A 21704-nucleotide genomic window follows, 5' to 3' on the forward strand; every position below is an offset into this window, starting at 1 on the left:
CTCTGGATGTTCGATGCCCACCGATACCGCCCTGCCCGCCGCACCCCTGCACGACACGCACCCACCGTCGATCCTGGCAGCGCCGTATCGCGCCGCCACGCTCGGCATGGTGGCGCTGGTGTCGCTCAATGCCTTCGAGTCGCTGGCCGTTGCCGCCGCCATGCCCACCGTGGCGCGCGAGTTGAACGGCTTGCCGCTGTACGCGCTGGCATTCGGCGGCACCCTGGCCACCAGCGTGGTCGGCATGACCGCTGCCGGGCGCTGGAGCGACCGTCGCGGCCCCGGCGGCGCGCTGGGCGTGGGGCTGCTGTGTTTTGTGATCGGGCTGTTGATCGCCGGCCTGGCGCCGAGCATGCCCGCGCTGATCGCCGGGCGCTTGCTGCAGGGGCTGGGCGCCGGCGCGTATTCGGTGGCGTTGTACGTGATTGTCGGGCGGCTATATCCGGAAGCGTTGCGGCCACGTGTGTTTGCCGCGTTTTCCGCAGGCTGGGTGGTGCCGTCGTTGATCGGGCCGAGCATCAGCGGGCTGATCGTTCAGCACGTGGGCTGGCGCTGGGTGTTTCTGTCGGTACCGCTGCTGGCGATCCCGGCCGGGCTGATGCTGTGGCCGGCCTTGCGCGGGCGGAGCTGGACCAACGCAGATCCCGCCGAGCCGGCTGCGTCGCTGGGCTGGGCGATCGGCGCGGCATTGGGCGTACTGGGCGTGTATCTGGGCGGTCAACTGCACGGCACCACTGCGCTGGGCGCGATGCTGCCGCCGCTGCTGCTGACGGTGTATTGCGCGTGGCAGCTGTTGCCGGCCGGCACCTTGCAGCTGGCACGCGGGCTACCCAGCGTGATCGCGCTGCGTGGCATCGCGGCGGCGGCGTTCTTCGGCTTCGAGGCGTTTCTGCCATTGCTGCTGTCGCGCGAACGCGGGCTCACGCCGCTGCTGGCGGGCGTGGCACTGAGCGTGGGCGCGCTCGGCTGGTTCAGCGGCTCGTGGTACCAGGGCCATAGCCGCGCCGGTTGGTCGCGACCGCGCCTGCTCAAGACCGGGGCGCTGCTGATGACACTGGGCATCGTGATCGGCGCAGGCGCGGTGTGGCCGGCGATTCCGGTGCCGGTCGCAGTCGCCGGCTGGGCACTGACCGGCCTGGGCATGGGCTTGCTGTATCCCAGCCTGTCGGTGCTGACGCTGGCCTTGTCGCCACCGGAGCAGCAGGGCGCCAACAGTTCTGCGATGCAGCTGAGCGAAGCGATTGCCGTCGCTGGCATGCTGGCGCTAGCCGGCGCGCTGTTTGCTGCGCTCCTGGCGTCGGCACCGGTGGCGGCCTACCTGAGCGTGTTCGCGCTGGCCTGGCTGTTGGCGGTGGCAGGCTTTTTTGTGGCGCGGCGGGTGTAGCGACTGCTGTGCGGCGATCGCACGGCGTCGGGGCGCCGCGCCATCCCGATACGGCGCGCCGCCTCGGTTCGACGCGAATGGGGCTTGCACTGTACCGATGCAGTGCAGACGATCACGCCTGCCGACCGCACTTGCGGCGACATCGTGACGCAGAGCGTTCCCAGGACTTTGCCGATCCTGTCCGGATCGCTGAACAAGCTGTATCTGCTTGCCCTGCGCGGACGGGTGGTCATTTTTTCGCCACCCATCTTGACAGCGTTACGGGCCGGGGCCTGCGCGCAGTTGTCCACAGCCTTGTGCAAGTTCCATCCACAGGGGGTGTGGAAAACCTGCGCTGCATCACGCGGCCCGCAGGGCTTGCGCGCAACTGCGACGTATGCGAAGCAAACGCCGCAGTCGCACGCAAGCCGTGATGCTGATCGTGGCTACGACCACCTCGCCGGTCCGCAACGCGCCGATGCCTTGCGCTCAGTCCACGATCACATGCGGCACGAAGCGCGAGGTGTCGCGGGTGATCGGGCCATCGTCGTCGCGCATGCCCAATCCGGCGGGGCGATCGGCGACCACCCAACTGCCCACCAGCGCATGGCGGCCATCGAAGACCGGCAGCGGATGATGCGCCTGCAGGATCGCCGGGCCGTCCACGTAAGGCCCGTCGGTGTGTGCGGCCTCGCCTTGCGCAGTGACCAGCGCGATGTTGGCGCCCTCGCGCGACAGCAGCGGCTTGCGCACCCAACCGGCACCAGGCGCTTCACCGGCGTGCGCAAACCGGGCTGCCAGCAGATTGGGATGGCCTTGATGGCGCTCCCACAGCAGCGGCAGGATTCCCTTGTTGCTCAACACCGATTTCCATGCCGGTTCGATCAGGCGCACGCGGTTGGCGATCAACGCCGGGCCGAAGCGCTCTTCCATCATGAATTCCAGCGGATACAGCTTGAACAGGGTCTGGATCACGCGGTCCTGGTCATCGGTGAACCAGCCTTCGGCGCTCAGGCCGATGTCCTGGATGGCGACTTCTTCGGTCGCGATGCCGACCTGGTGCGCGCAATCGCGCAGATAGCGCACGGTGGCGCGATCTTCCAGCGAGTCGCGCACCGCCGAAAAATGCATCTGCGCACCCAGCGCGCCATCCACTGCCAGCGCGCCCAATGTTTCGCACAACAGATCCTGGATCAGGTTATACTGGTCGGCGCCCGCCGGCAGCACGCCGGCCGCGATCTGCTGCTCCAGCCACAACCACTGGAAATACGCAGCCTCATACAGCGAGGTGGGCGTGTCGTAATTGAGCTCGTACAACTTGGCAGGGCCGTTGCCGGAGTACGCCAGATCCATGCGGCCATACAGGTGCGGGTCGCGGTTCCTCCAGGAGCTGGCGATCCAGTCCCAGTAAAACGGCGGGATGGCCAGCTTGCTCAGCAGCGCCTCGGAGCCGACCACCTCGTCCACCAGCTGCATCGCCATGTCGTGCAGGTCTTGGGTAGGCGCTTCGATGTCGTCTTCGATCTGCCGCAACGAAAACGCGTAATACGCGCGCTCGTCCCAATACGGCTCGCCGTCGATGGTGTGGAAATGGAAGCCGAGCGACTCGGCCTGCGCGCGCCAATCCGGGCGTTCGGCACTTGCGATGCGTTGCATGTCAGCCGCCGAACCCGGAGCTGCGCCCGCCGCTGCCGAACGAGCTGCGTGCCGCCGCGCTGGAGCCGAAGCCCGAGCGCGAGACGGTGATTGCGCGCGTCGGCATGTCGATCGCGCCGCTGCGCCCGCGCACCGTGCCGATGCGACTGCTGGCCAGGTCGCCATTGGGCTTGTAAAAGCCGCCGCTGCGGTAGTCGCGATATAGCGGAATCGACCCACCATAGCGATAGCCGCCACCGCCGCTCATGTTGCCCAGCGCGTAGCCCAGCAGGAACCCGCCCATCGGCGGAATCCAGCTCTGCTGGCCCTGCGCGGTCTGCACCGCCGTGCAACTGCCGAACTGCTCGTCGCACTCGTAGCGCGTATTGAAGCGCGGCGCGGCCTGCTGGTGCTTGGCCACTGCCTCATCGTAGGCCTTGAGGCATTGCTGGATGTCGTTCTGTTCCTGCTTGACCTGGTAGCAGTCGGAAGCCGACTGCAGCACCACGCCGGTTTCCGGCTCCGAGCCGCAACCGGTGACCAGCGCGGCGGGCAGTGCCGCCATCAGGGTGAGCTTGAGATTGCGTGATCGCTTCATGGCGCAGCCTCCGTTACGGCGTAATCGCCGCGGCGTTGATCAGGCCGACGGCGATCGACACGCCGGCAGAAAAAATGCCGGCGGCGGTGACGTTGTCGGTGATCTGCCGCGAAATACGCCCAGCCACCAGGTTGGCCAGCAGATACGCCACCACCTGGATGCCACAGGCGACCACGCCCCAGATCAAGGCATCGATCAGGCTCACCGAATGGGTGATGGCCGAATGCAGCGGCAGCGCCACGCCGATCAGGTTGCCGGCCAGCGCGGTGGCGGCGGCCACGTTGCCCTGCCGCAGCAATGTGAAATCCTTGTGCGGGGTGACCAGGGTCACCAGCACCACCGAGACGATCAACACGCCCAGGCCGGTGCCGAAGTAGGAAAGAAACGCGAGAAAACTCTGCAGATTGATCGGATTCATGACAGGACCGGTTGGGTGAAGGGCGAGCACGCGCTCAGGTGATGTCCAGATCGGCGACGGTGACATCGATGCCGACCGCATAGGTGACGCAGAACTCGTTGGGGCCGGAATCCTCGCCGGTGACCAGCAGGAATTCCTCGCGCTGCAGCTCTGGTACATCGCGGCTGTAGAGCATGGCGTAATGGGTCAGGTCGCCATCGCGGCGCGGCGGCTGGTAGCGGTACAGCACCTCGTCGTAGGCGATCGGCGGGATGCGCGCACTGTCGTCGGTGGATTGGGTGGCGCGTTCCCAGCGCTTGCCGGCGTACTCGATCTGCGCCGCGCCCAGGTGCGGGTGCTGCATCACGAACTCCTGGAACGCCTGCTTGCTCGGCGGGTTCACCGTCTCGCAGTACACGAACGCCTTCATCGCCTCCAGATCGCCGCCCACGGTCGTGACCTGCAGGAACGCATCGTCATCCAGATAGAACCGGTGCAGCGAATAGCCATCGCCCAGGTTGACGTGGCCATAGCACGGGATGCCCTGATTGCCACCCGGCAACTCGGCGGTCATGGCCTCCGGCGCCATGCGGTACAGCGTGGTATCGATGGCGACCTGGCCGCCCACACGCAGGCCCAGCGGCAGTGCGTGCCCGATGGCGCCGGTGCCAGAGCTTGGCAGCGGCGGCGGCTGCGGTTGGCCGAACAACTTGCTGAAGAAACTCATCGTCAGACACCTCGTGGCGATGCAGGAATGGGGGCAGTGGCCGCGCGCAGTGCCTGCCACGCAATTGCATGCGCGGGCACGCGCTGATCGGCCAGGTAATACAGCATGGCACCACCGGCGACAGTGGTGCGTGCTGGCGGATTCAAGCGCAACGCGCCATCGGGCGCTCGCACGCCCAGCAGCAAGGCGCCGCGCTGGCTGAAATCGGCGGCGAGCCGGCTGTAATCCAGCGCATCGATCTCCACTGGCACGGCAACACTGAACTGGGTGGGGCCATCGTCCACCGACAACAACTCGGCGGTGATGGCGGCACTGCCCGGGTCCTGTGCGGCACGCGCCAGGATTTCGGCGGTCATCGGCCGCGTGCACTCGATGGCCGGGTAATGGTGGTTGACCAGCCGCGCGGCGCTGGCCGAGTCGAAATGCGCCACCACATGCGCGCCCGGCGCATGTGCCATCAACGCGAACACTGCCGCCAGGGTCTGGTCGTCGGACGGCGGGTTGACGATCACCCGCGCCGCGCCTGCGATGCCGGCGCGCAGGTACACCTCGGTATGCGTGTACGACTCGGCCGCGACAAAGCGCATGTGGTCGGGCATCGGATTTTCAGCGACGCCTTCGGCGATCAGCACCACGCCTTCGTCGTCGGTGGCGGTGTCAGATAGCAGCAGCTCCAGCAAGCGTGCCGAGGCTGCGCCCTGCCAGCCGATCAGAATGGTATGCCCGCTCAAATCGGCGTAGGCCATCTTGCCCATGTAATGGCGCCTCCAGAACGTGATGAGTACGCCGCTGGTCTTGGCCAGCACCGTGGCGAACAAGGCCACCGCGCCCGGCATCAACACGAACGCGGCGATATAGCGCCCTGCCACCGAGCCCGGCGACAGGTCGCCATAGCCGATGGTGGTGGCGGTGGTCATGTAGTAATACGGAAACGCGTCCAGGCCGACGAGCTTGTGCTCGCCGGCCAGCCACAGCAACACCCAGCTCAGGCCCATGTGGGCCAGCAACGCCAGCGCCACCATGCCCCAACTGACGCGGCGCACGTGGCGCCGCAAGACCCGGAACAGTTTTCCGACGATGATCATGGCGCGTCCTGTGCCGTGGCGTTGCGGATCAGCTGTCGCTGCGCGGAACCTGCTGCACGTCGCGCACCTGGCCGATCAGCGGCGCGCTGCCGCTGGCGGTGTCGTGGCCGAGCTGGGCCGGCTTCTTGAAGCGTGCCAGCACCGCGGCGGCGTTGGATTCGCCTTCCATCAGGCCAGCCGCGGCCAGGCGCCGATTCAGATCGCCATCGCCGGTGGACGATTCGAGCTCTTCGGCAGATTCGATGCGCGCGGAGGTTTCGGCCTGACGCGCCTTGATCCGCTCCAGCGATTCCAGTGCCGAGCCCATCTTGCTGCTGGCACCGGAATGGCGCGCGGCAATGGCGGCCTGCGCCTTCTGCACCGCGTCGGTGGCCTTGACGGTGTCGATCTGCTGGCGCATGCCGCGCAGCTGGTTCTCGGTCTTCTGGATGGTGGCCTTGAGCGTCACCACCGATTGGTCCAGCGCAGTCTTGGAGGCCTTGTCGCCGGCGTCTTCGCTTTCCAGCGCAGCCAGCTTGACCGCCACGTCGTGCGCCAGCGCCTCGTCGTTCTTGGCCAGCGCACCTTCGATATAGCGCGTGTACTCGGCCATCTTGCCGGCACGCGCATCGATTTTCTGCTGGGCGAGCTTGCTTTGCGCCATCAGCTTGGTCAGCTCTTCGCGCGAGCGCGTGAGCTGGGCGCCGGCATCGCGCATTTCCTGGTCCAGGATGCGCAGCGCATTGGCGTCGACCGCCTTCTGGCCGGTTTCGTGTGCAGTGCCACGCAGCAGCGTGATCAGCTTTGAAAAGATACTCATGACAACACGCCTTTAGGAAAAGTACGGCTTGAGAGATTCGGCGGCATCCAGCGTATTGGCCGCCAGGGTCTGGATTTCCTCGTCGATCTGGTCGAGCGTGGACGAGGCCGACAGCTCGCCGAAGACCACATAGCTGTCCTTGCCGTCGACCTGCACCAGACCCAGGTTGGATAACGGATTGAGCGGATTGAGCCGCAGGCAGGCGTCGTTGAAGGCGGCGCGATCGCTGACCTGGTCGGCGTTGGCCAGCAGGGTGGAAACGAATACCTGCGAGCCGGAGGCAGCGACCTGGATCTGCATGTCGCCGTGGTCGGCCAGGGTGAGGTTGATGGCCGGCTCCAGCCCATCGATCAGCTCGACCTCGATCGGCTGGTCGCGGTAGCGCTCGGCCAGCAGGCCGTGCAATTCGACAGTGGTGTACTGCGTCATGGGATGTCCTGTCCTTCGGTCATGGGGCGATGTGATGCAGCAAGCGTCGTGCAATGGGCGGACATACTACAGACTGTCTGCGACCGGCAGAAAGGGCCGGAAGTCAGCGGGTCAGGCAAGCTGCAGGCGGAAGTAGACCACCCGTTCAGTTGGCTCGAAACCACACGACGCATGCGCGGCCTGGGCATTGCCGTCTTCCAGCTGCGCATCGGAGGCCAGCTCTGCACAGCCCTGATCGCGGGTCCATTCGGCTGCCGCTGCCACCAGCGCACGACCAAGCCCGCGGCCGCGCCAGGCCGGCACCACGTACCACCCTTCCAGAAAGCCCACCGGCGTGCTGTCGGTGCCATTGACGTAGTCGTGGCGCACCGACACCTCGGCAAACCCCAGCGCCGCATCCGCGTCGTCCACTACCACCAGGTGGCTGGTCGCTGATTGCGCCAGCGCGGCCTGCAGGTCGTCGAGGCCATCGTCGGCATCCGGCCACAACGCCAGGCGCAAGGCCAGCAAAGCCTGTGCATCGGCAGCGACCGCCGCGCGCACCCGCCACCCGGCCTGCGCGCTCATGGATACAGCATCCGCTTGGTCCAATGGCTCGCCGCATCGGCCTCGTACCGCCAGCGCTCGTGCAGCCGGAACTTGGCCCCATACCAGAACTCGAACGCTTGCGGCACCACCCGGAAGCCGCCCCAGCCGTCCGGACGTGGCACCTCGCGGCCGTCGAAGGTGGCTTCGACCTTGGCGATCGCCGCATCGAACTCGGCGCGCGAGCCCAGCGTCTGCGATTGCAGCGACGCCCACGCGCCGATCTGGCTCATGCGCGGGCGCGAGGCGAAATACGCATCCGATTCGTCCGCGCCGACCAGCTGCACGCCACCTTCGATACGCACCTGGATGCCGGCTTCGCGCAGGCTGCGCCACAAGAACAGCAGCGCCGCCTGCGGATGGGTCTGCAGGTCGCGGCCCTTCGCGCTGTCCAGATGCGTGTAGAACACGAATCCGCGCGCATCGAAGGCCTTGAGCAGCACGGTGCGCGCGCTCGGCCGCCCATCCACGTTGGCGGTGGCCACGGTCATTGCGCTGGCTTCCAGCTCCGCGCCGTTCTGCGCCTCGGCATACAACGCGGTAAAGGTGGCAAGCGCTTCTGCGTATAGATCGGGCATGACGGTAGGTGGCAGCAGGACAAGCCCCCATTGTGGGCGCATCGCACGCGCTTGTCGCATGGCCCGGCTGTCGCACCCGGCCGCATGCGCATCGTCATCGGCGCAAATTGCGCCAACCGGCCGGCGTGTGCGGGCCGCACCGATGTCGAGACTGCCTCGCGCGCCCGGTACGCGAGTGCGAAGGCGAATGCTACGATCCCTGCGCATGAACCCCGCACCCAATCTCGTGATGATCGGCCCGATGGGCGCCGGAAAAAGCTGCATCGGCCGCCGCCTGGCCGAGCGCTTCGGGCTGGAATTCGTGGATGTGGATCAGGCCATTGTCGAACGCGTGGGCAGCAGCATCCCGGCGATCTTCGAACAGCACGGCGAAGCGCGCTTTCGGCAGCATGAAGCCGAGACCTTGCAGGCGCTGCTGCAACAGGACAACAAACTCATTTCCACCGGTGGCGGCGCGGTGCTGGATCCGCTCAACCGCGCGCGTATCCAAGAGCGCGGGTTTGTGGTCTACCTGCACGTGAGCGTGCCGGCACAACTCACCCGGCTGGCGCGCGACCGCAATCGCCCGCTGCTGCAACGCGCCGACCGCGAGCAGGTGCTGCACGCGATGGCCGCGCATCGCACCCCGCTCTACCGGGAGGTCGCCGACCTCACCCTGGAAACCGACCACTTCTCCCCCGCCGAGGCCACCGCGCAGCTGGTGCTGCGCCTGGCCGCGCAATGGCGCATGTCGAGTACCCCCGCATGACACTTCCCCGTTCCTCGCGCAGCGTCGATGTCGACGGCGCGCAGCCGTACACCATCACCATTGCACCCGGCCTGCTGGCCGATGGCTCCCGCCTGGCCAGCCATGTCCGCGGCCGCCACGTGCTGCTGCTGAGCGACTCGCAAGTGGCCCCTCACTACGCCGCCGGCGTGCGCAGCGCGCTGCTGCAGGCACGCCCGGACCTGCAGCTGGGCGAGTTGGTGATTGCCGCCGGCGAGGCCTCCAAGACATTGGACAACTTCGGCGCGGCGATCACCGCGCTGGCCGAGCTGGGCGCCACCCGCGACGCCTGCGTATTCGCGCTCGGCGGCGGCGTGGTCGGCGATCTGGCCGGCTTCGCTGCCGCCTGCTGGATGCGCGGGGTGGACTGCGTACAACTGCCCACCAGCCTGCTGGCGATGGTGGATTCCTCGGTCGGCGGCAAGACTGCGGTGGATATCCCGCAGGGCAAGAACCTGGTCGGCGCCTTCCATCCGCCGCGCGCGGTGATCGCCGATACCGACACCTTGCGCACCCTGCCCGCCCGCGAACTGCGCGCCGGCCTGGCCGAGGTGATCAAGTACGGCGCCATCCGCGACCCGCTGTTCTTCCAGTGGCTGCACGCCGAGCGCCGCGCCTTGTTGGACGGCGATGCGACGGCATTGGCGCAGGCCATTGCCCGCAGCTGCGAACACAAGGCCGAGATCGTGGCGCGCGACCCGCTGGAAAAGGGCGAGCGCGCCCTGCTCAACCTTGGCCACACCTTCGGTCACGCCATCGAAACCGAGCAAGGCTACGGCGCGCCCGGCAACGACAACCTCAACCATGGCGAAGCGGTGGCGGTGGGCATGGTGCTGGCTGCGCGGCTGTCGGCCGCGCTGGGCATGAGCCAGGCACAGGACACCGATGCGCTGCGCAGCCTGCTGCAGGAGTTCGACCTGCCCACCGACATCCCGCCTGGCCTGTCGCCCGACGCCCTGCTGGGGCGCATGCGCCTGGACAAGAAAAATGTCGCCGGCCGCCTGCGCCTGGTGCTGTGGCGCGGCATCGGCAAGGCCGAAGTGGTACCCGATGTGGACGAGGCGGCGGTGCTGCAGATCCTGGCGGGCTGAGGTGGTGATGGTCAGTTGGACGGAGTTGGTCGGTTGAGCTCGGGTCGAGCGCTGCCGCGCCGGGATGACGTTGCACGATTGCGCTCGAACCTCGCCGGCCGGGCGTGAAGTCCGCCAGCCAGCCAATGCAAGCCCGGATTGCCAGCCAGTAACGCAACACCACGGTTGATGGCCGCCCCTGACGCCCACCGTCCCAGAACGCAAAGACACCGCCCTTGTAGAAGCGCACCTGGGCGCGATGGGTCTCGCCGGTAACCCCCGTCGCGCCCGGGTGCGCTCCTACATCACACCTGCGCCTCGATCGGCCGCCCCCATCCGGCCTGCCGTCTTCTCGGCAGCGCAACTGGTTGACAGTCACCAGCCACACTCATCCGACCGCGCGACGCCCGCCTTTGTAGGAGCGCACCTGGGCGCGATGGGGCATCACCGGTAACCCCCATCGCGCCCGGGTGCGCTCCTACGTAGGGCGTGCGTGTAGATCGACGCGCACCACTCGGCCTGCCACCGCTCTCAACAGTGCAAGTGACCACAGCCACGACACCCACTGATCTGACGACACGCCCTGCGTTCGTAGGAGCGCACCTGGGCGCGATGGGGCATCACCGGTAACCCCCGTCGCGCCCGGGTGCGCTCCTACCAAACGCCTGCACGCTGCTGCGCGGAGAACGCTCAGCGACGGTCGCGTAGGAGCGCGCCAGCGCGCGAGGGCCTTGCCGACAATCCCGCCGCGCCCGAGCCCCCCCTTCACCATCGCATCGGCCTTGCTCGAACAGCCCTGCTGCTGACCGCAGCGCGCCGCACCGACCTCCATGCATCTGCCGCCCACCTACCGGCTAGACCTTCGCTACCGGAGCAGCGCAGCGCGCCCACTGCCCCCAGCCTTCAGCACTGCCCGGCTACAATTGGCCGCATGCGCATCCTCCTGCAACACGATTCCGGCGGCAACGAGCCGCTTCGCTACGTCCAGCTGACCTTGCAACCGGACCTGTTCGGTGGCTGGGAACTGCTGCGCGAGAGCGGCCAGATCGGTGGGCGCACGCAACTGCGACGCGACCAGTACCTGCTGCAGGACGAGGCCGACCGGGCCTTCGAAAAGGCCCGCGACACCCAACTCAAACGCGGCTTCCAACTCATCACCGGCGGCGCCGACGCGCCGCGCTGAGGACACACCTCCCATGCTCAAGAACGATCGCCTGCTGCGCGCCCTCAACCGTCAGCCCGTGGACCGCACCCCCGTGTGGCTGATGCGCCAGGCCGGCCGCTACCTGCCGGAATACCGCGCCACCCGCGCGCGCGCCGGCAGCTTCCTGGGCATGGCCAAGAACCCGGACATCGCCTGCGAAGTGACCTTGCAGCCGCTGCAGCGGTTTCCGCTGGATGCGGCGATCCTGTTCTCCGACATCCTGACCATCCCCGATGCGATGGGCCTGGAGCTGTATTTCGTCGAAGGCGAAGGCCCCAAGTTCCGTCACCCGGTGCGCGATGCCGCCTCCATCCATCGCCTGGGCGTGCCGGACATGGAAACCGAGCTGCGCTACGTGATGGATGCGGTGCGCCTGATCCGCCGCGAGCTGGATGGCGCGGTGCCGCTGATCGGCTTCTCCGGCAGCCCGTGGACGCTGGCCTGCTACATGATCGAAGGCGGCGGCAGCAAGGAATACGCGCGCATCAAGGCGATGGCCTTCAACGCCCCGGAGGTGCTGCACCACCTGCTCGGCACAGTGACCGACGCGGTGATTGCCTACCTGTCGGCGCAACGCGCCGCCGGTGCGCAGGCGCTGCAGGTATTCGACACCTGGGGTGGCGTGTTGTCGCCGGCGATGTACCGCGAATTTTCGTTGCCCTACCTCACCCGCATCGCGCGCGAACTCGAACGCGGCGACGGTGCGCAGCGCACCCCGCTGGTGCTGTTCGGCAAGGGCAACGGCGCCTACGTGAGCGAGCTGGCCGCCAGCGGCGCCGAAGCGGTGGGCGTGGACTGGACCATCGCGCTGGCCGACGCCGCCCAGCGCGCCGGCGGCCGCGTCGCCCTGCAGGGCAACCTGGACCCAGCCACTCTATACGGCTCGCCCGAAGCGATCCGCGCCGAAGTCGGCAAGACCCTGGACAGCTACGCCCAGGGCAACGGCGGCTCGCGCGAAGGCCATGTCTTCAACCTCGGCCACGGCATGTCGCCGGACATGAACCCGGAGCATGTCGGCGTACTGGTGGAAGCGGTGCAGAGCCTGAGCAAGCGCTGATGCAGGCGCGACCGACAGCGCGCGGTCAGCGCTGTCCGTGGCTCGCGCAGACCGATCATTCAAGCAGCCGCAGCTTTTCTTTCAGCCACCGGCAATGATCGGCGGCGCCTGCACGCAGGCCGGCCTTGGACCTTCTGCGGCATGGATGCCGCGCAAGCGCCTACGAGGACATTCTCGCGACGTATCCGACGCCGGTACGCGTGCAAGCACCCGCGTCGCGAGTTGTTGACTGCGTGGCTTCGCCTCGTACCCTCTCCCGCAGGAGCGGTGCTTGAAGCACGGTCTCGGCCCCCGGATACGACATCGCGCTCCCACTCAGGACTGGCACGCGGCAGGCGCGCTCAGCGGCCGAAGCACACGCGCATGTTTTTCTGAGTTCGTGCACACCAGCGCGGGGATAATGCGCCGTCCCTTCGACGGCGCTCACCATGTCTCAGCCCGCTCCCGTCCTGCGCGCCTACGCCACCATCAAGCCGCTGCTGTGGCTGGTGTCGCTGGCGATCTTCATGCAGATGCTGGATGCGACCATCGTCAACACGGCATTGCCGTCGATGGCGCGCAGCCTGCACGAAAGCCCGCTGCAGATGCAGTCGGTGGTCTTCAGCTACGCGCTGGCGGTGGCGATGTTCATCCCGGCATCGGGCTGGATCGCCGATCGCTTCGGGACAAGGCGCACCTTTCTGGCTGCGATCATCGTGTTCACGCTGGGCTCGTTGCTGTGCGCGGCGGCGCAACAGCTGCCGCAGCTGGTCGGCGCGCGCATCGTGCAGGGCATTGGCGGTGCGATGTTGTTGCCGGTGGGTCGGCTGGCGGTGCTCAAGACGGTGGCGCGCGAGGACTTCCTGCGCGCCATGAGCTTTATCGCCATCCCTGCGTTGATCGGCCCGTTGATCGGCCCGACACTGGGCGGCTGGCTGGTGGAAGTGGCGTCCTGGCATTGGGTGTTCCTGATCAACCTGCCGATCGGCATCGTCGGCTTCATCGCCGCGCTGAAGATCATGCCGGACCATTACGGCGATGCACGCAGGCGCTTCGATCTGGTGGGCTATCTGATGCTCGCCTTCGGCATGGTGGCGTTGTCGCTGGCGCTCGATGGCATTTCCGAACTGGGGCTGCGACATGCGTTTGTGATGTTACTGGCGATCGGCGGGCTGGCTGCGCTGGCCGGCTACTGGCTGCATGCGGGCAATACCGGCAACGCGCTGTTTCCGTTGGCGCTGTTCAAGGTGGCGAGTTATCGCATCGGCATCCTGGGCAACCTGTTCGCGCGCGTCGGTAGCGGGTCGATGCCGTTTTTGATTCCGTTGTTGCTGCAGGTGGGCCTGGAGATGAGCCCGATGAACGCCGGGCTGATGATGGTGCCGGTGGCGCTGGCCGGGATGGCCGCAAAACGCGCCGCGGTGAAGCTGGTCGGCCGCTTCGGCTACCGCAACACCTTGATGGTCAATACCGTGCTGGTCGGGCTGGCGATGGCCAGCTTCGCACTGATCGATGTAGGGCAGCCGTTGTGGTTGCGGTTGCTGCAGCTGGCCTGCTTTGGCGGTGTCAATTCGTTGCAATTTACCGTCATGAATACCGTCACCCTGCGCGACCTGGATCGCGATCAGGCCAGTCCGGGCAACAGCCTGTTGTCGATGGTGATGATGTTGGCGACCGGTTTTGGCGCGGCGGCGGCCGGCAGCCTGCTGGCCGCCTTCAACACCCATCTGGGCGATACGCATGGCGCTACGGCGGCACTGCATGCCACCTTCCTGTGCGTGGGTGGCATCACCTTGTCGTCGACGCTGATCTTCTGGCAGCTGGCCGAGACGCGGCCGCACCCGAAAGAAGTGGAGGCGGTGGCCGAATAATCGGCGACATGCCTTCGATCAGGCGCTACGGCATGCATGGCAGCGGCGCCGTCAGTGGCGAACATCGCTAGATGTCCTCGCGCGGGCGGCCCCTGCGCAACGCATCGGCGATGGTGTCGGCCAGCATGTCGCCGGTCAGCGGCTTGCGCAGGAAACTGTCGAAGCCCGCCTCCTTGGCGGTGGGCTCGGCGGCTTCATCGGAACGTGCGGTTACCGCAATCAGCGGCATCTCGTAGCCGAACACGCGCAATTGCCGCGCCAGCGCGAACCCGTCCAGCCCAGGCAGATCCAGGTCCAGCAGCGCCAGGTCGAACGTATTGTCGGCAGCTTCGGTCAATGCGGCCAGACCATGCGGCGCATGCACCACCGAGTGCCCCTGCGCGCGCAGCAGGCCGACGATGACCTCGGCGATGGTCGGGTCGTCCTCCACCAGCAGGATGCGCTGCGGCGCGATGGCCGCGCCGGCACGCGTCACTTCACCGCTGAGCGCAGCGTTGGAGGTGACCCAGCGCAGCGGCAGGTCCACGACAAACCGCGTCCCGGCGCCGAGACGGCTGATCACTTCGATGTGCCCGCCCATCGCCAGGGCCAGTTCCTGGCAGATCGCAAGACCCAGGCCGCTGCCACCGTAGCGCGAGGTGGTCTTGGCGCCATCGCCCTGCTCGAAGCGCTGGAACAGCCGCGCCTTCTGGTCGGCATTGATGCCCGGGCCGGTGTCGGCGACTTCGAAACGCAACCCCTGATACGACCCCAAGGTGGTCAGCTTCAGACCGACCACGCCGCGCTCGGTGAACTTGATCGCATTGCTGAGCAGATTGAGCAGAATCTGGCGGATGCGGGTAGGGTCGCCGCTGGCGGTGATGTCCCCAAGCAGGGCGACTTCCAGGCTGAAACGCAGGCCGCGCTCCTGTGCCAGCGGCGCCATCAGGGCCTCCACCTCGGCCACCAACTGACGCACCGAGAACGGCTGCAGATCCAGCTCGAGGCGCCCGGACTCGATGCGTGCAAGATCCAGCGCGTCGTTGACCAATCGCAGCAGATGCGCGCCCGCGCGCCGGATCGATTCGGTGTAGCTGCGTTGCCTGTGATCGAGCTGGGTCTTGAGCAGCAGCTCGCTCATGCCCATCACGCCGGTCATCGGCGTGCGGACTTCATGTCCCAGCGTGGCCAAAAAGCGGGTCTTGGCCAACGATGCCTGCTCGGCCAACTCCTGCTTGTGCACGGCCAGCTGCCAGGCATTGAAGCGGCGCAGACGACGGCGATAGAGCAAGACCGCCGTGGCGAACAGACACACTGACAGCAGGCCGAGCGCTACCAGCCCCCACGGCGACAGCCACCATGGCGGCAACACCTGAAAACGCAAGGTCTGGCTCGCCGACCAGATGCCGTCTGCGGTGCGCCCCTGTACTTCCAACGTGTAATGTCCCGATGGCAGGCGCGAAAACAGGCGCTCGCCAGTGGCGCCGACATCAATCCAGTCCGGATCGTAACCGCTGAGGCGGAAGCGATAACTGGTGGACTCGGGATTGGTGAACGTGGGCATGCGCGCAACGATATGCAGGTCGCGATCGCCGTCCTGCACCTGTAGTGGCGCCTTGTTGGTGACATCCACTTCGCGTTCACCGCGTCGCAGGCTGACGCGTTCGATCAACAACTGCGGGCGGCGTAAATTCGGACGCATCATGGCCGGGTCGAACACCACGACGCCGTCGGATGTCCCTCCCAGGATCTGCCCCGTGCTGGCCTGCACCAGTGTCGCCACCTGCAGGGGCGAGCTCGGAAGTCCATCATGCACGTCGTACACGCGCACCAGCTTGCTGCCCGGATCGACCCGAATCAGCCCACGGTGACTGGAGACCCAGGCCACACCGCCGGCATCGACCACCAGGCCGGTCGGCGACACCCTTGGAAACTCCTGATCCTTTCCCACCGTATCCAGATGCGTGAGCTGGGTGCCGTCCCAGAGATAACGCCGCAATTCTCCCGCCAATCCAACCCAGACGATGCCGCCATCGCCCTGCCGAAACACATAGGTGGGCAGGGACGGCGCGCCGCGTACCGGAACGAACCGATCGGCCTGCGGGTCCCAGCGCCAGAGACCGGCATTGTTGCTCAGCCAGATCTGTCCATCCGGTCCGACACGCATGTCCAGGACGCTCAGCGCTTTCAGCCCGTGACTGGCATAGTCGATCGTCCTGAGCAGCTTGCCCTCGCTGCTCCACAGTTGCACCCCATACGTCAGCAATGCGACCCAGATGCGACCCTGCGCATCTTCGGCCATCCTGCCCGGTCTGCCCGCGATTTCGGGGTCGGCTGCGGGATCTTCCATGTGCTCGAGCAGCGGCCGACGCCTGACCTCGCGGGTTTGCGGGTCGTATCGAATCAGCGTCCCCTGTACACCAATCCAGACAATCCCCTGCCTGCTTTCAATGATGGTGTCGGGAACGCGTTCCGGATCGACCGGGACCAGATATGGCTTCACTTGGCCGGTGGCTGGATCGAAGTGCTCAAGAGCACCTCGCGTGCCGACCAGCCAGATTCCGCCCGTGATCGAAGGCGCTGTCGCAACCACCGAGGGATTGGCGAGGGACTGCGGGTCATCTGCACGATGCGAGAACAGCGCGAAGGTGTCCCAACGCGGGGGCAGATGCCACAGCCCGCCCTCCAGGCTGGCAAACCACAGCCCTCCTTCGCGGTCCTGGTAGGAAGTGATCCAGTTCCGGTTGACCAGACCGTGCGCTGAAAAACTGTAGACCGGCACTCGTTCGATCGCACCGCCGTCGACGCTCATCCCCAGGCCGGTCTTGGTATCCAGCCAGTAGCGCCCGAGTCGATCGCGCAGCAGAACGCCTTTGACCTTCGGCGTGGCCGTGACGCTGTGCCAGGGGCGCGGCGTGGACCGCCCCACGGTGTTGAACTGAACTGCATTGCCCTCAAAATCGGCAACCCACAGCACCTTGCCGTCGGGCTCCTGGTACAGCCGGTTGACTGCCTGGGATGGCCCCGGGAGCGGCACGCGTTCCATGCGTCGGCCATCCCAGTGCACAAGCCCGCCCCAGGTGCCGATCCACAAGGAACCGTCAGGCGCAACTTCGATACCGACGACGTTGTCGGACGGCAGACTATTGGGATCGTCCGGCCTGGCGGAAAAGTGCTGCATCCGCCCGTCGGGCCGATACCGATACACCCCTTGCTTCGCAGTGCCGATCCAGATCTCGCCGTCTGGCGTCTGTGCCAACGCCCACACCATCATGTCGCGCAGTTCCGGAAAATGCGGATCCTCCAGCCGCTTGAATGTGCGCGTATTCGCTTCCAGATAGCCAACGCCGCCATCCTCGAAGCCCATCCACACCCGGTCCTTGGTATCGACGCAGACGGTCCAGACCACGTTGCTGGCCAGGCCATCTTCCATTCGCCAGATACGATAGTTGCGGCCATCGAATCTGGCCAAGCCGTCATCGCTGGCAAGCCACAGATACCCCTGTCTGTCCTCGGCCAGTTCATTGATCGTGTCGGACGGCAGTCCGTCTGCGATCGTCAGCTGGATGGGTACCGGGGTCGCTGGCGTACGCGCCTTTACGGGAAGCACTGCCAGACACAGGCACACCCAGAGCACAGCGAGCAGCCAATGGGGCAAGCGGGATAGAGAGCGCACCGGATCAGTTTCACGACAAGTCGGCGCATAGTGCGGGCCACGCGCAATACGGGCAAGCCCGAATCTGCGCATACGGCTGCGCATGCACCCCGTCTCCAGGATGCGTGCGGTAGCGTCGTTGCAACACCCGCCCTGTGCCGCAGTGGTCGCGAACAGCGAGCGCAAGACCGACAGTGTGCCGCCAGGGCCTTCGTGCCCTGGCCAAATCATCACGGCCTTGAATGACGGTTCAAACAGACCGTTCCCTGGCGAACGCGCTGCATCGCAGCCAATCAGCGTTCGCTCAGTCAGGGGCATCCGCGCTGCCTGTCAGCGCTTGCTGCGCAACGCCTCGGCGATGGTGTCGGCCAGCATGTCGCCGGTCATCGGCTTGCGCAGGAAGCAGTCGAACCCGGCCTCCTGCGCACCTGGTTCGGCGGCTTCATCCGAACGCGCGGTCACCGCAATCAGCGGCATCTCGTAGCCGAACACGCGCAATTGCCGCGCCAATGCGAACCCGTCCAGCCCGGGCAGATCCAGATCCAGCAATGCCAGGTCGAACGTATTGTCGGCAGCCTCGGTCAATGCGGCCAGACCATGCGGCGCATGCACCACCGAGTGCCCCTGCGCGCGCAGCAGGCCCACGATGACCTCGGCGATGGTCGGGTCGTCCTCCACCAGCAGGATGCGCTGCGGCGCGACCGCAGCACCGGCACGCCCCGCTTCGCCGCCGAGCGTCGCGTTCGAAGCTACCCAGCGCAGCGGCAGATCCACCACGAACCTCGTCCCGGCGCCAAGCCGGCTGATCACCTCGATGTGCCCGCCCATCGCCAGGGCCAGTTCCTGGCAGATCGCCAAGCCCAGACCACTGCCGCCGTAGCGCGAACTGGTCTTGGCGCCATCGCCCTGCTCGAAGCGCTGAAACAGCCGCGCCTTCTGTTCGGCATTGATGCCCGGCCCCGTGTCGGCCACCTCAAACCGCAGGCCCTGATAGGAACCGAGCGTGGTCAACTTCAGGCCAACCACACCGCGCTCGGTGAACTTGATCGCATTGCTGAGCAGATTGAGCAGGATCTGCCGAATGCGGGTCGAATCGCCGCTGGCAGTGATATCGCCAAACAGGCCGATTTCCAGGCTGAAACGCAGGCCGCGCTCCTGAGCCAATGGCGCCATCAGCGCTTCGACCTCGGCCACGAGCTGGCGCACTGAAAATGGCTCCAGATCCAGTTCCAGCCGCCCGGATTCGATGCGCGCCAGATCCAGCGCATCGTTGACCAGCCGCAACAGATGCGCGCCCGCACGACGGATGGAATCGGTATAGCTGCGCTGCTTGGTATCCAGCGAGGTCTTGAGCAGCAACTCGCTCATGCCCAGCACGCCGGTCATCGGCGTGCGTACCTCGTGGCCGAGCGTTGCCAAAAACCGCGTCTTGGCCAGTGACGCCTGCTCGGCGACTTCTTGCTTGTGCACCGCCAACTGCCAGGCATTCAGGCGTCGTAGACGGCGGCGGTACAACAAAATGGCCGCAACGACGACGCACACGCTCAACAGGGCCAGCAGGCCCAAGCCCCACGGCGACAGCCACCATGGCGGCAATACTTGAAAACGTAAGGTCTGGCTCGCTGACCAGATGCCGTCTGCCGTCCTCCCCTGCACTTCCAGCGTGTAATGCCCGGAAGGCAGGCGCGAAAACAGGCGCTCGCCACCGGGCCCGACGTCGATCCAGTCCGGGTCGTAACCGCTTAAACGAAAGCGGTAGCTGGTTGACTCCGAATGCGTGAAGGTCGGCATGCGCGCGACGATATGCAGATCGCGATCGCCGTCCTGCAGTTGTAGCGGCTCCACACCGGTGACATCCAGTCCGCGCTCGCCACGGCGCAGACCTACGCGCTCGATCAGCAGCGGCGGCTGGCGTGTATTCGGACGCATCTGGGTTGGATCGAACAGCACGACACCATCAGGCGTTCCGCCCAGAATCTGCCCGCCAGTTGCGCGTACAAGTGTGTTCTCCTGAAACTGCTGATTGGGAAGTCCGTCATGAACCCCGTAAACCCGCACCATTTTGCTGGCGGGGTCCACTCTGATCAGACCTCGCGCGCTCGATACCCAGGCCACGCCGGCACCGTCCACCACAAGTCCATTAGGCGCCACCATGGGAAACTCTTGTGCCCTGTCGATCGTGTCCAAATGTTTGAGTTGCGTGCCATCCCAGAGGTAGCGCCGCAACTCACCCATCAACCCGATCCAGACAACGCCCGAGTCGGTGAAACGGAACACATAATTCGTTGAAGCAGGTGCACCTCGCACCATGACGAAAGTATCGGCTTTTGGATCCCAGCGCCTTAAACCAGTCGAGCTGGCAAGCCACATTTGCCCATCGGGACCGAGCCTGAGGTCATAGACGTTAGCGGTCTCAAGGCCATGACTTCCGTGCGCTATCTCCCGAATGAGCCGTCCCTCGCCGTCGCGAATCTGCAGTCCGGCATTGGTCAGATAAATCCACAACCGACCCTGCGCATCCAGCGCCAGGCGTTCCGGATTGCCGTAATTCATCGATGCCGACCCGGTAGAAAGCGGCCAGCGCTTCCGTTGTTTGGTGCGCGGATCATAGCGGACCAGCGATTCAGGAAGACCTATCCAAACGTAGCCGCTTCGACTTTCGACCAGGGACGTTGGCCAGCGCAATTCATAGATTGGTTGCAAATGACGTTCCACCACCCCGCTATTTGGATCTAAACGCTCAAGAACGCCACGCGTCCCGGCAATCCACACTCCGCCAGATGCGGAAACTGCCGAAGCCTTTACGAACGGATTGGAAATCGATTGACGATCGTCGGTGTGATAAGACAGTACCGCGAAAGTATTCCAATTAGGAGGCAAATGCCAAAGACCACCATTAAGGCTGGCAAACCATATGCCACCCTCACGATCCTCGTAGGCACTGGACCAACTCGGCTTTATCAGCCCATGGGCAGAAAGGCTGTAGATCGGTACGTTAACGACATCCTTACCATTCGATATCCCTAGACCGGCCATCGTATCCAGCCAATAGCGCCCGGCCCGATCACGCAGTAACACACCTATAACACGTTGATCTTTTTTATTTTCATACCAAGGCTGCGTTACAAATTGCCTTTTTGAATTCAGCCGATATAGCTGGTAATTTCCGTCAGTGACCCAAAGAGTTCCACGCGAATCCAGTCGCATCCCGTTAGAATATTGCATGTTTCCAGGCAGCTTTACACGCTCAAAGTTTTTACCTGTCCAGCGCGCCACGCCTGAGTTGCCTCCAATCCATAACGACCCGTCAGGCGTGACACGCAAGGCGGCGATGTTGTTTCCCGGCAAGCTCTTCGCATCGTCTGCCACAAACGTAAAGCGCTGCATACTGCCGTCCGAGCGCCGCCGATACAGGCCGTTTCTTGAAGTTCCAAACCATAGATCGCCGTCGGGCGTCTGCGCGATCGCCCACACGGTGCTGCGTCTGAGCTCAGGAAACTGTGCGCTCTCCAATGGTTTGAATAGGCGTCGTTTTGCGTCCAGAACACCCACGCCACCATTATCCAAACCGACCCACACCCCGTCGTCTGCATCGACTCCTAGGGCCCAGACAAAATTGTCTGTCAGCCCGTCTTCCATCCGCCAGATGCGGTAACTCCGCCCATCGAACCTGGCCAGACCATCGGCCGTTGCCAGCCACAGGTAGCCGTTTCTATCCTCGGCAAAGTCATTGACCGTGTTGGAAGGAAGTCCGTCGGCCACGGTGAGCTGGATCGGCACAGGAGTCGTCGGCACTGCCGCAGAGGCAAGCACGGGCACCGCTGTGATCAACAGGACCAACCACAGTGCAGCAAGGGTGCGACTGAAATTGGAACAAAAACGCAGACGTGGCATAAAAATTTCACCGCAGGTCGCAGCATAGTGCGG

Annotated in this window: 17 protein-coding genes; 6 read left to right on the forward strand and 11 right to left on the reverse strand. The window is 65.5% G+C overall.

Annotated features, from left to right (window positions below; translation table 11 throughout):
- Positions 1-13 precede the first annotated feature (13 nt).
- Positions 14-1384, forward strand: coding sequence for an MFS transporter (locus FHY19_RS03090; protein ID WP_259161460.1), 1371 nt, complete (start codon positions 14-16; stop codon positions 1382-1384).
- 468 nt (positions 1385-1852) lie between these two features.
- Here the strand turns inward: FHY19_RS03090 and FHY19_RS03095 are convergent, their stop codons facing one another.
- The 9 genes from FHY19_RS03095 to pdxH all read right to left on the reverse strand — a co-directional run bounded on the left by FHY19_RS03095 (position 1853) and on the right by pdxH (position 8196).
- On the reverse strand, positions 1853-3019 hold the full coding sequence (locus FHY19_RS03095; protein WP_259161461.1) for a glutathionylspermidine synthase family protein: 1167 nt from the start codon (positions 3017-3019) through the stop codon (positions 1853-1855).
- A gap of 1 nt (position 3020) precedes the next feature.
- Positions 3021-3596, reverse strand: coding sequence for a DUF1190 domain-containing protein (locus FHY19_RS03100; RefSeq protein WP_259161463.1), 576 nt, complete (start codon positions 3594-3596; stop codon positions 3021-3023).
- Positions 3597-3609: 13 nt separating this feature from the next.
- On the reverse strand, positions 3610-4014 hold the full coding sequence (locus tag FHY19_RS03105; RefSeq protein WP_039420735.1) for a DUF350 domain-containing protein: 405 nt from the start codon (positions 4012-4014) through the stop codon (positions 3610-3612).
- A 34-nt stretch (positions 4015-4048) separates the two neighbouring features.
- Complete coding sequence (locus tag FHY19_RS03110) at positions 4049-4726, reverse strand: YjfK family protein (protein ID WP_259163882.1); 678 nt, start codon at positions 4724-4726, stop codon at positions 4049-4051.
- Entirely contained in the window at positions 4723-5805 is a 1083-nt protein-coding gene (locus FHY19_RS03115; RefSeq protein ID WP_259151925.1) for an ion channel, read from the reverse strand. Before FHY19_RS03115 ends, FHY19_RS03110 begins: the two co-directional genes overlap by 4 nt.
- Positions 5806-5833: 28 nt before the next feature.
- Entirely contained in the window at positions 5834-6604 is a 771-nt protein-coding gene (locus tag FHY19_RS03120; protein WP_259161472.1) for a PspA/IM30 family protein, read from the reverse strand.
- 12 nt (positions 6605-6616) lie between these two features.
- Entirely contained in the window at positions 6617-7033 is a 417-nt protein-coding gene (locus FHY19_RS03125) for a YjfI family protein (RefSeq protein ID WP_006449074.1), read from the reverse strand.
- A 111-nt stretch (positions 7034-7144) separates the two neighbouring features.
- Positions 7145-7600 (reverse strand): aminoglycoside 6'-N-acetyltransferase, encoded by a 456-nt coding sequence (aac(6'), locus tag FHY19_RS03130; RefSeq protein ID WP_259161484.1) that lies wholly within the window; start codon positions 7598-7600, stop codon positions 7145-7147.
- On the reverse strand, positions 7597-8196 hold the full coding sequence (pdxH, locus tag FHY19_RS03135) for a pyridoxamine 5'-phosphate oxidase (protein WP_259151932.1): 600 nt from the start codon (positions 8194-8196) through the stop codon (positions 7597-7599). Before pdxH ends, aac(6') begins: the two co-directional genes overlap by 4 nt.
- A 205-nt stretch (positions 8197-8401) precedes the next feature.
- Between pdxH and FHY19_RS03140 the strand changes: the two genes are divergently transcribed.
- The 5 genes from FHY19_RS03140 to mdtD all read left to right on the forward strand — a co-directional run bounded on the left by FHY19_RS03140 (position 8402) and on the right by mdtD (position 14143).
- A complete protein-coding gene (locus tag FHY19_RS03140; RefSeq protein WP_259161487.1) occupies positions 8402-8944 on the forward strand; it encodes a shikimate kinase in 543 nt (180 codons plus the stop codon).
- Positions 8941-10053, forward strand: coding sequence for a 3-dehydroquinate synthase (gene aroB, locus FHY19_RS03145; protein ID WP_259161495.1), 1113 nt, complete (start codon positions 8941-8943; stop codon positions 10051-10053). Before FHY19_RS03140 ends, aroB begins: the two co-directional genes overlap by 4 nt.
- 910 nt (positions 10054-10963) lie before the next feature.
- Entirely contained in the window at positions 10964-11215 is a 252-nt protein-coding gene (locus FHY19_RS03150) for a WGR domain-containing protein (protein WP_039414382.1), read from the forward strand.
- Positions 11216-11228: 13 nt separating this feature from the next.
- Positions 11229-12293, forward strand: a complete 1065-nt coding sequence (gene hemE / locus FHY19_RS03155; RefSeq protein WP_259151940.1) for a uroporphyrinogen decarboxylase — start codon at positions 11229-11231, stop codon at positions 12291-12293.
- 428 nt (positions 12294-12721) lie between these two features.
- Positions 12722-14143 carry a multidrug transporter subunit MdtD gene (gene mdtD, locus FHY19_RS03160; protein ID WP_259161504.1) on the forward strand — a complete coding sequence of 474 codons (1422 nt, stop codon included), beginning with the start codon at positions 12722-12724 and terminating at the stop codon, positions 14141-14143.
- Between the two features lie 67 nt (positions 14144-14210).
- Here the strand turns inward: mdtD and FHY19_RS03165 are convergent, their stop codons facing one another.
- Together FHY19_RS03165 and FHY19_RS03170 are read right to left on the reverse strand one after the other, a co-directional pair.
- Positions 14211-17759 carry a two-component regulator propeller domain-containing protein gene (locus FHY19_RS03165; RefSeq protein ID WP_259163891.1) on the reverse strand — a complete coding sequence of 1183 codons (3549 nt, stop codon included), beginning with the start codon at positions 17757-17759 and terminating at the stop codon, positions 14211-14213.
- 348 nt (positions 17760-18107) lie between these two features.
- The gene (locus FHY19_RS03170) at positions 18108-21671 is read right to left on the reverse strand and encodes a two-component regulator propeller domain-containing protein (RefSeq protein ID WP_259161525.1); all 3564 of its coding nucleotides are present in this window, start codon (positions 21669-21671) and stop codon (positions 18108-18110) included.
- Between the last annotated feature and the right edge of the window lie 33 nt (positions 21672-21704).

The sequence above is a fragment of the Xanthomonas sp. 4461 genome (genome assembly GCF_024806475.1).
Lineage (GTDB): Bacteria > Pseudomonadota > Gammaproteobacteria > Xanthomonadales > Xanthomonadaceae > Xanthomonas > Xanthomonas arboricola_F.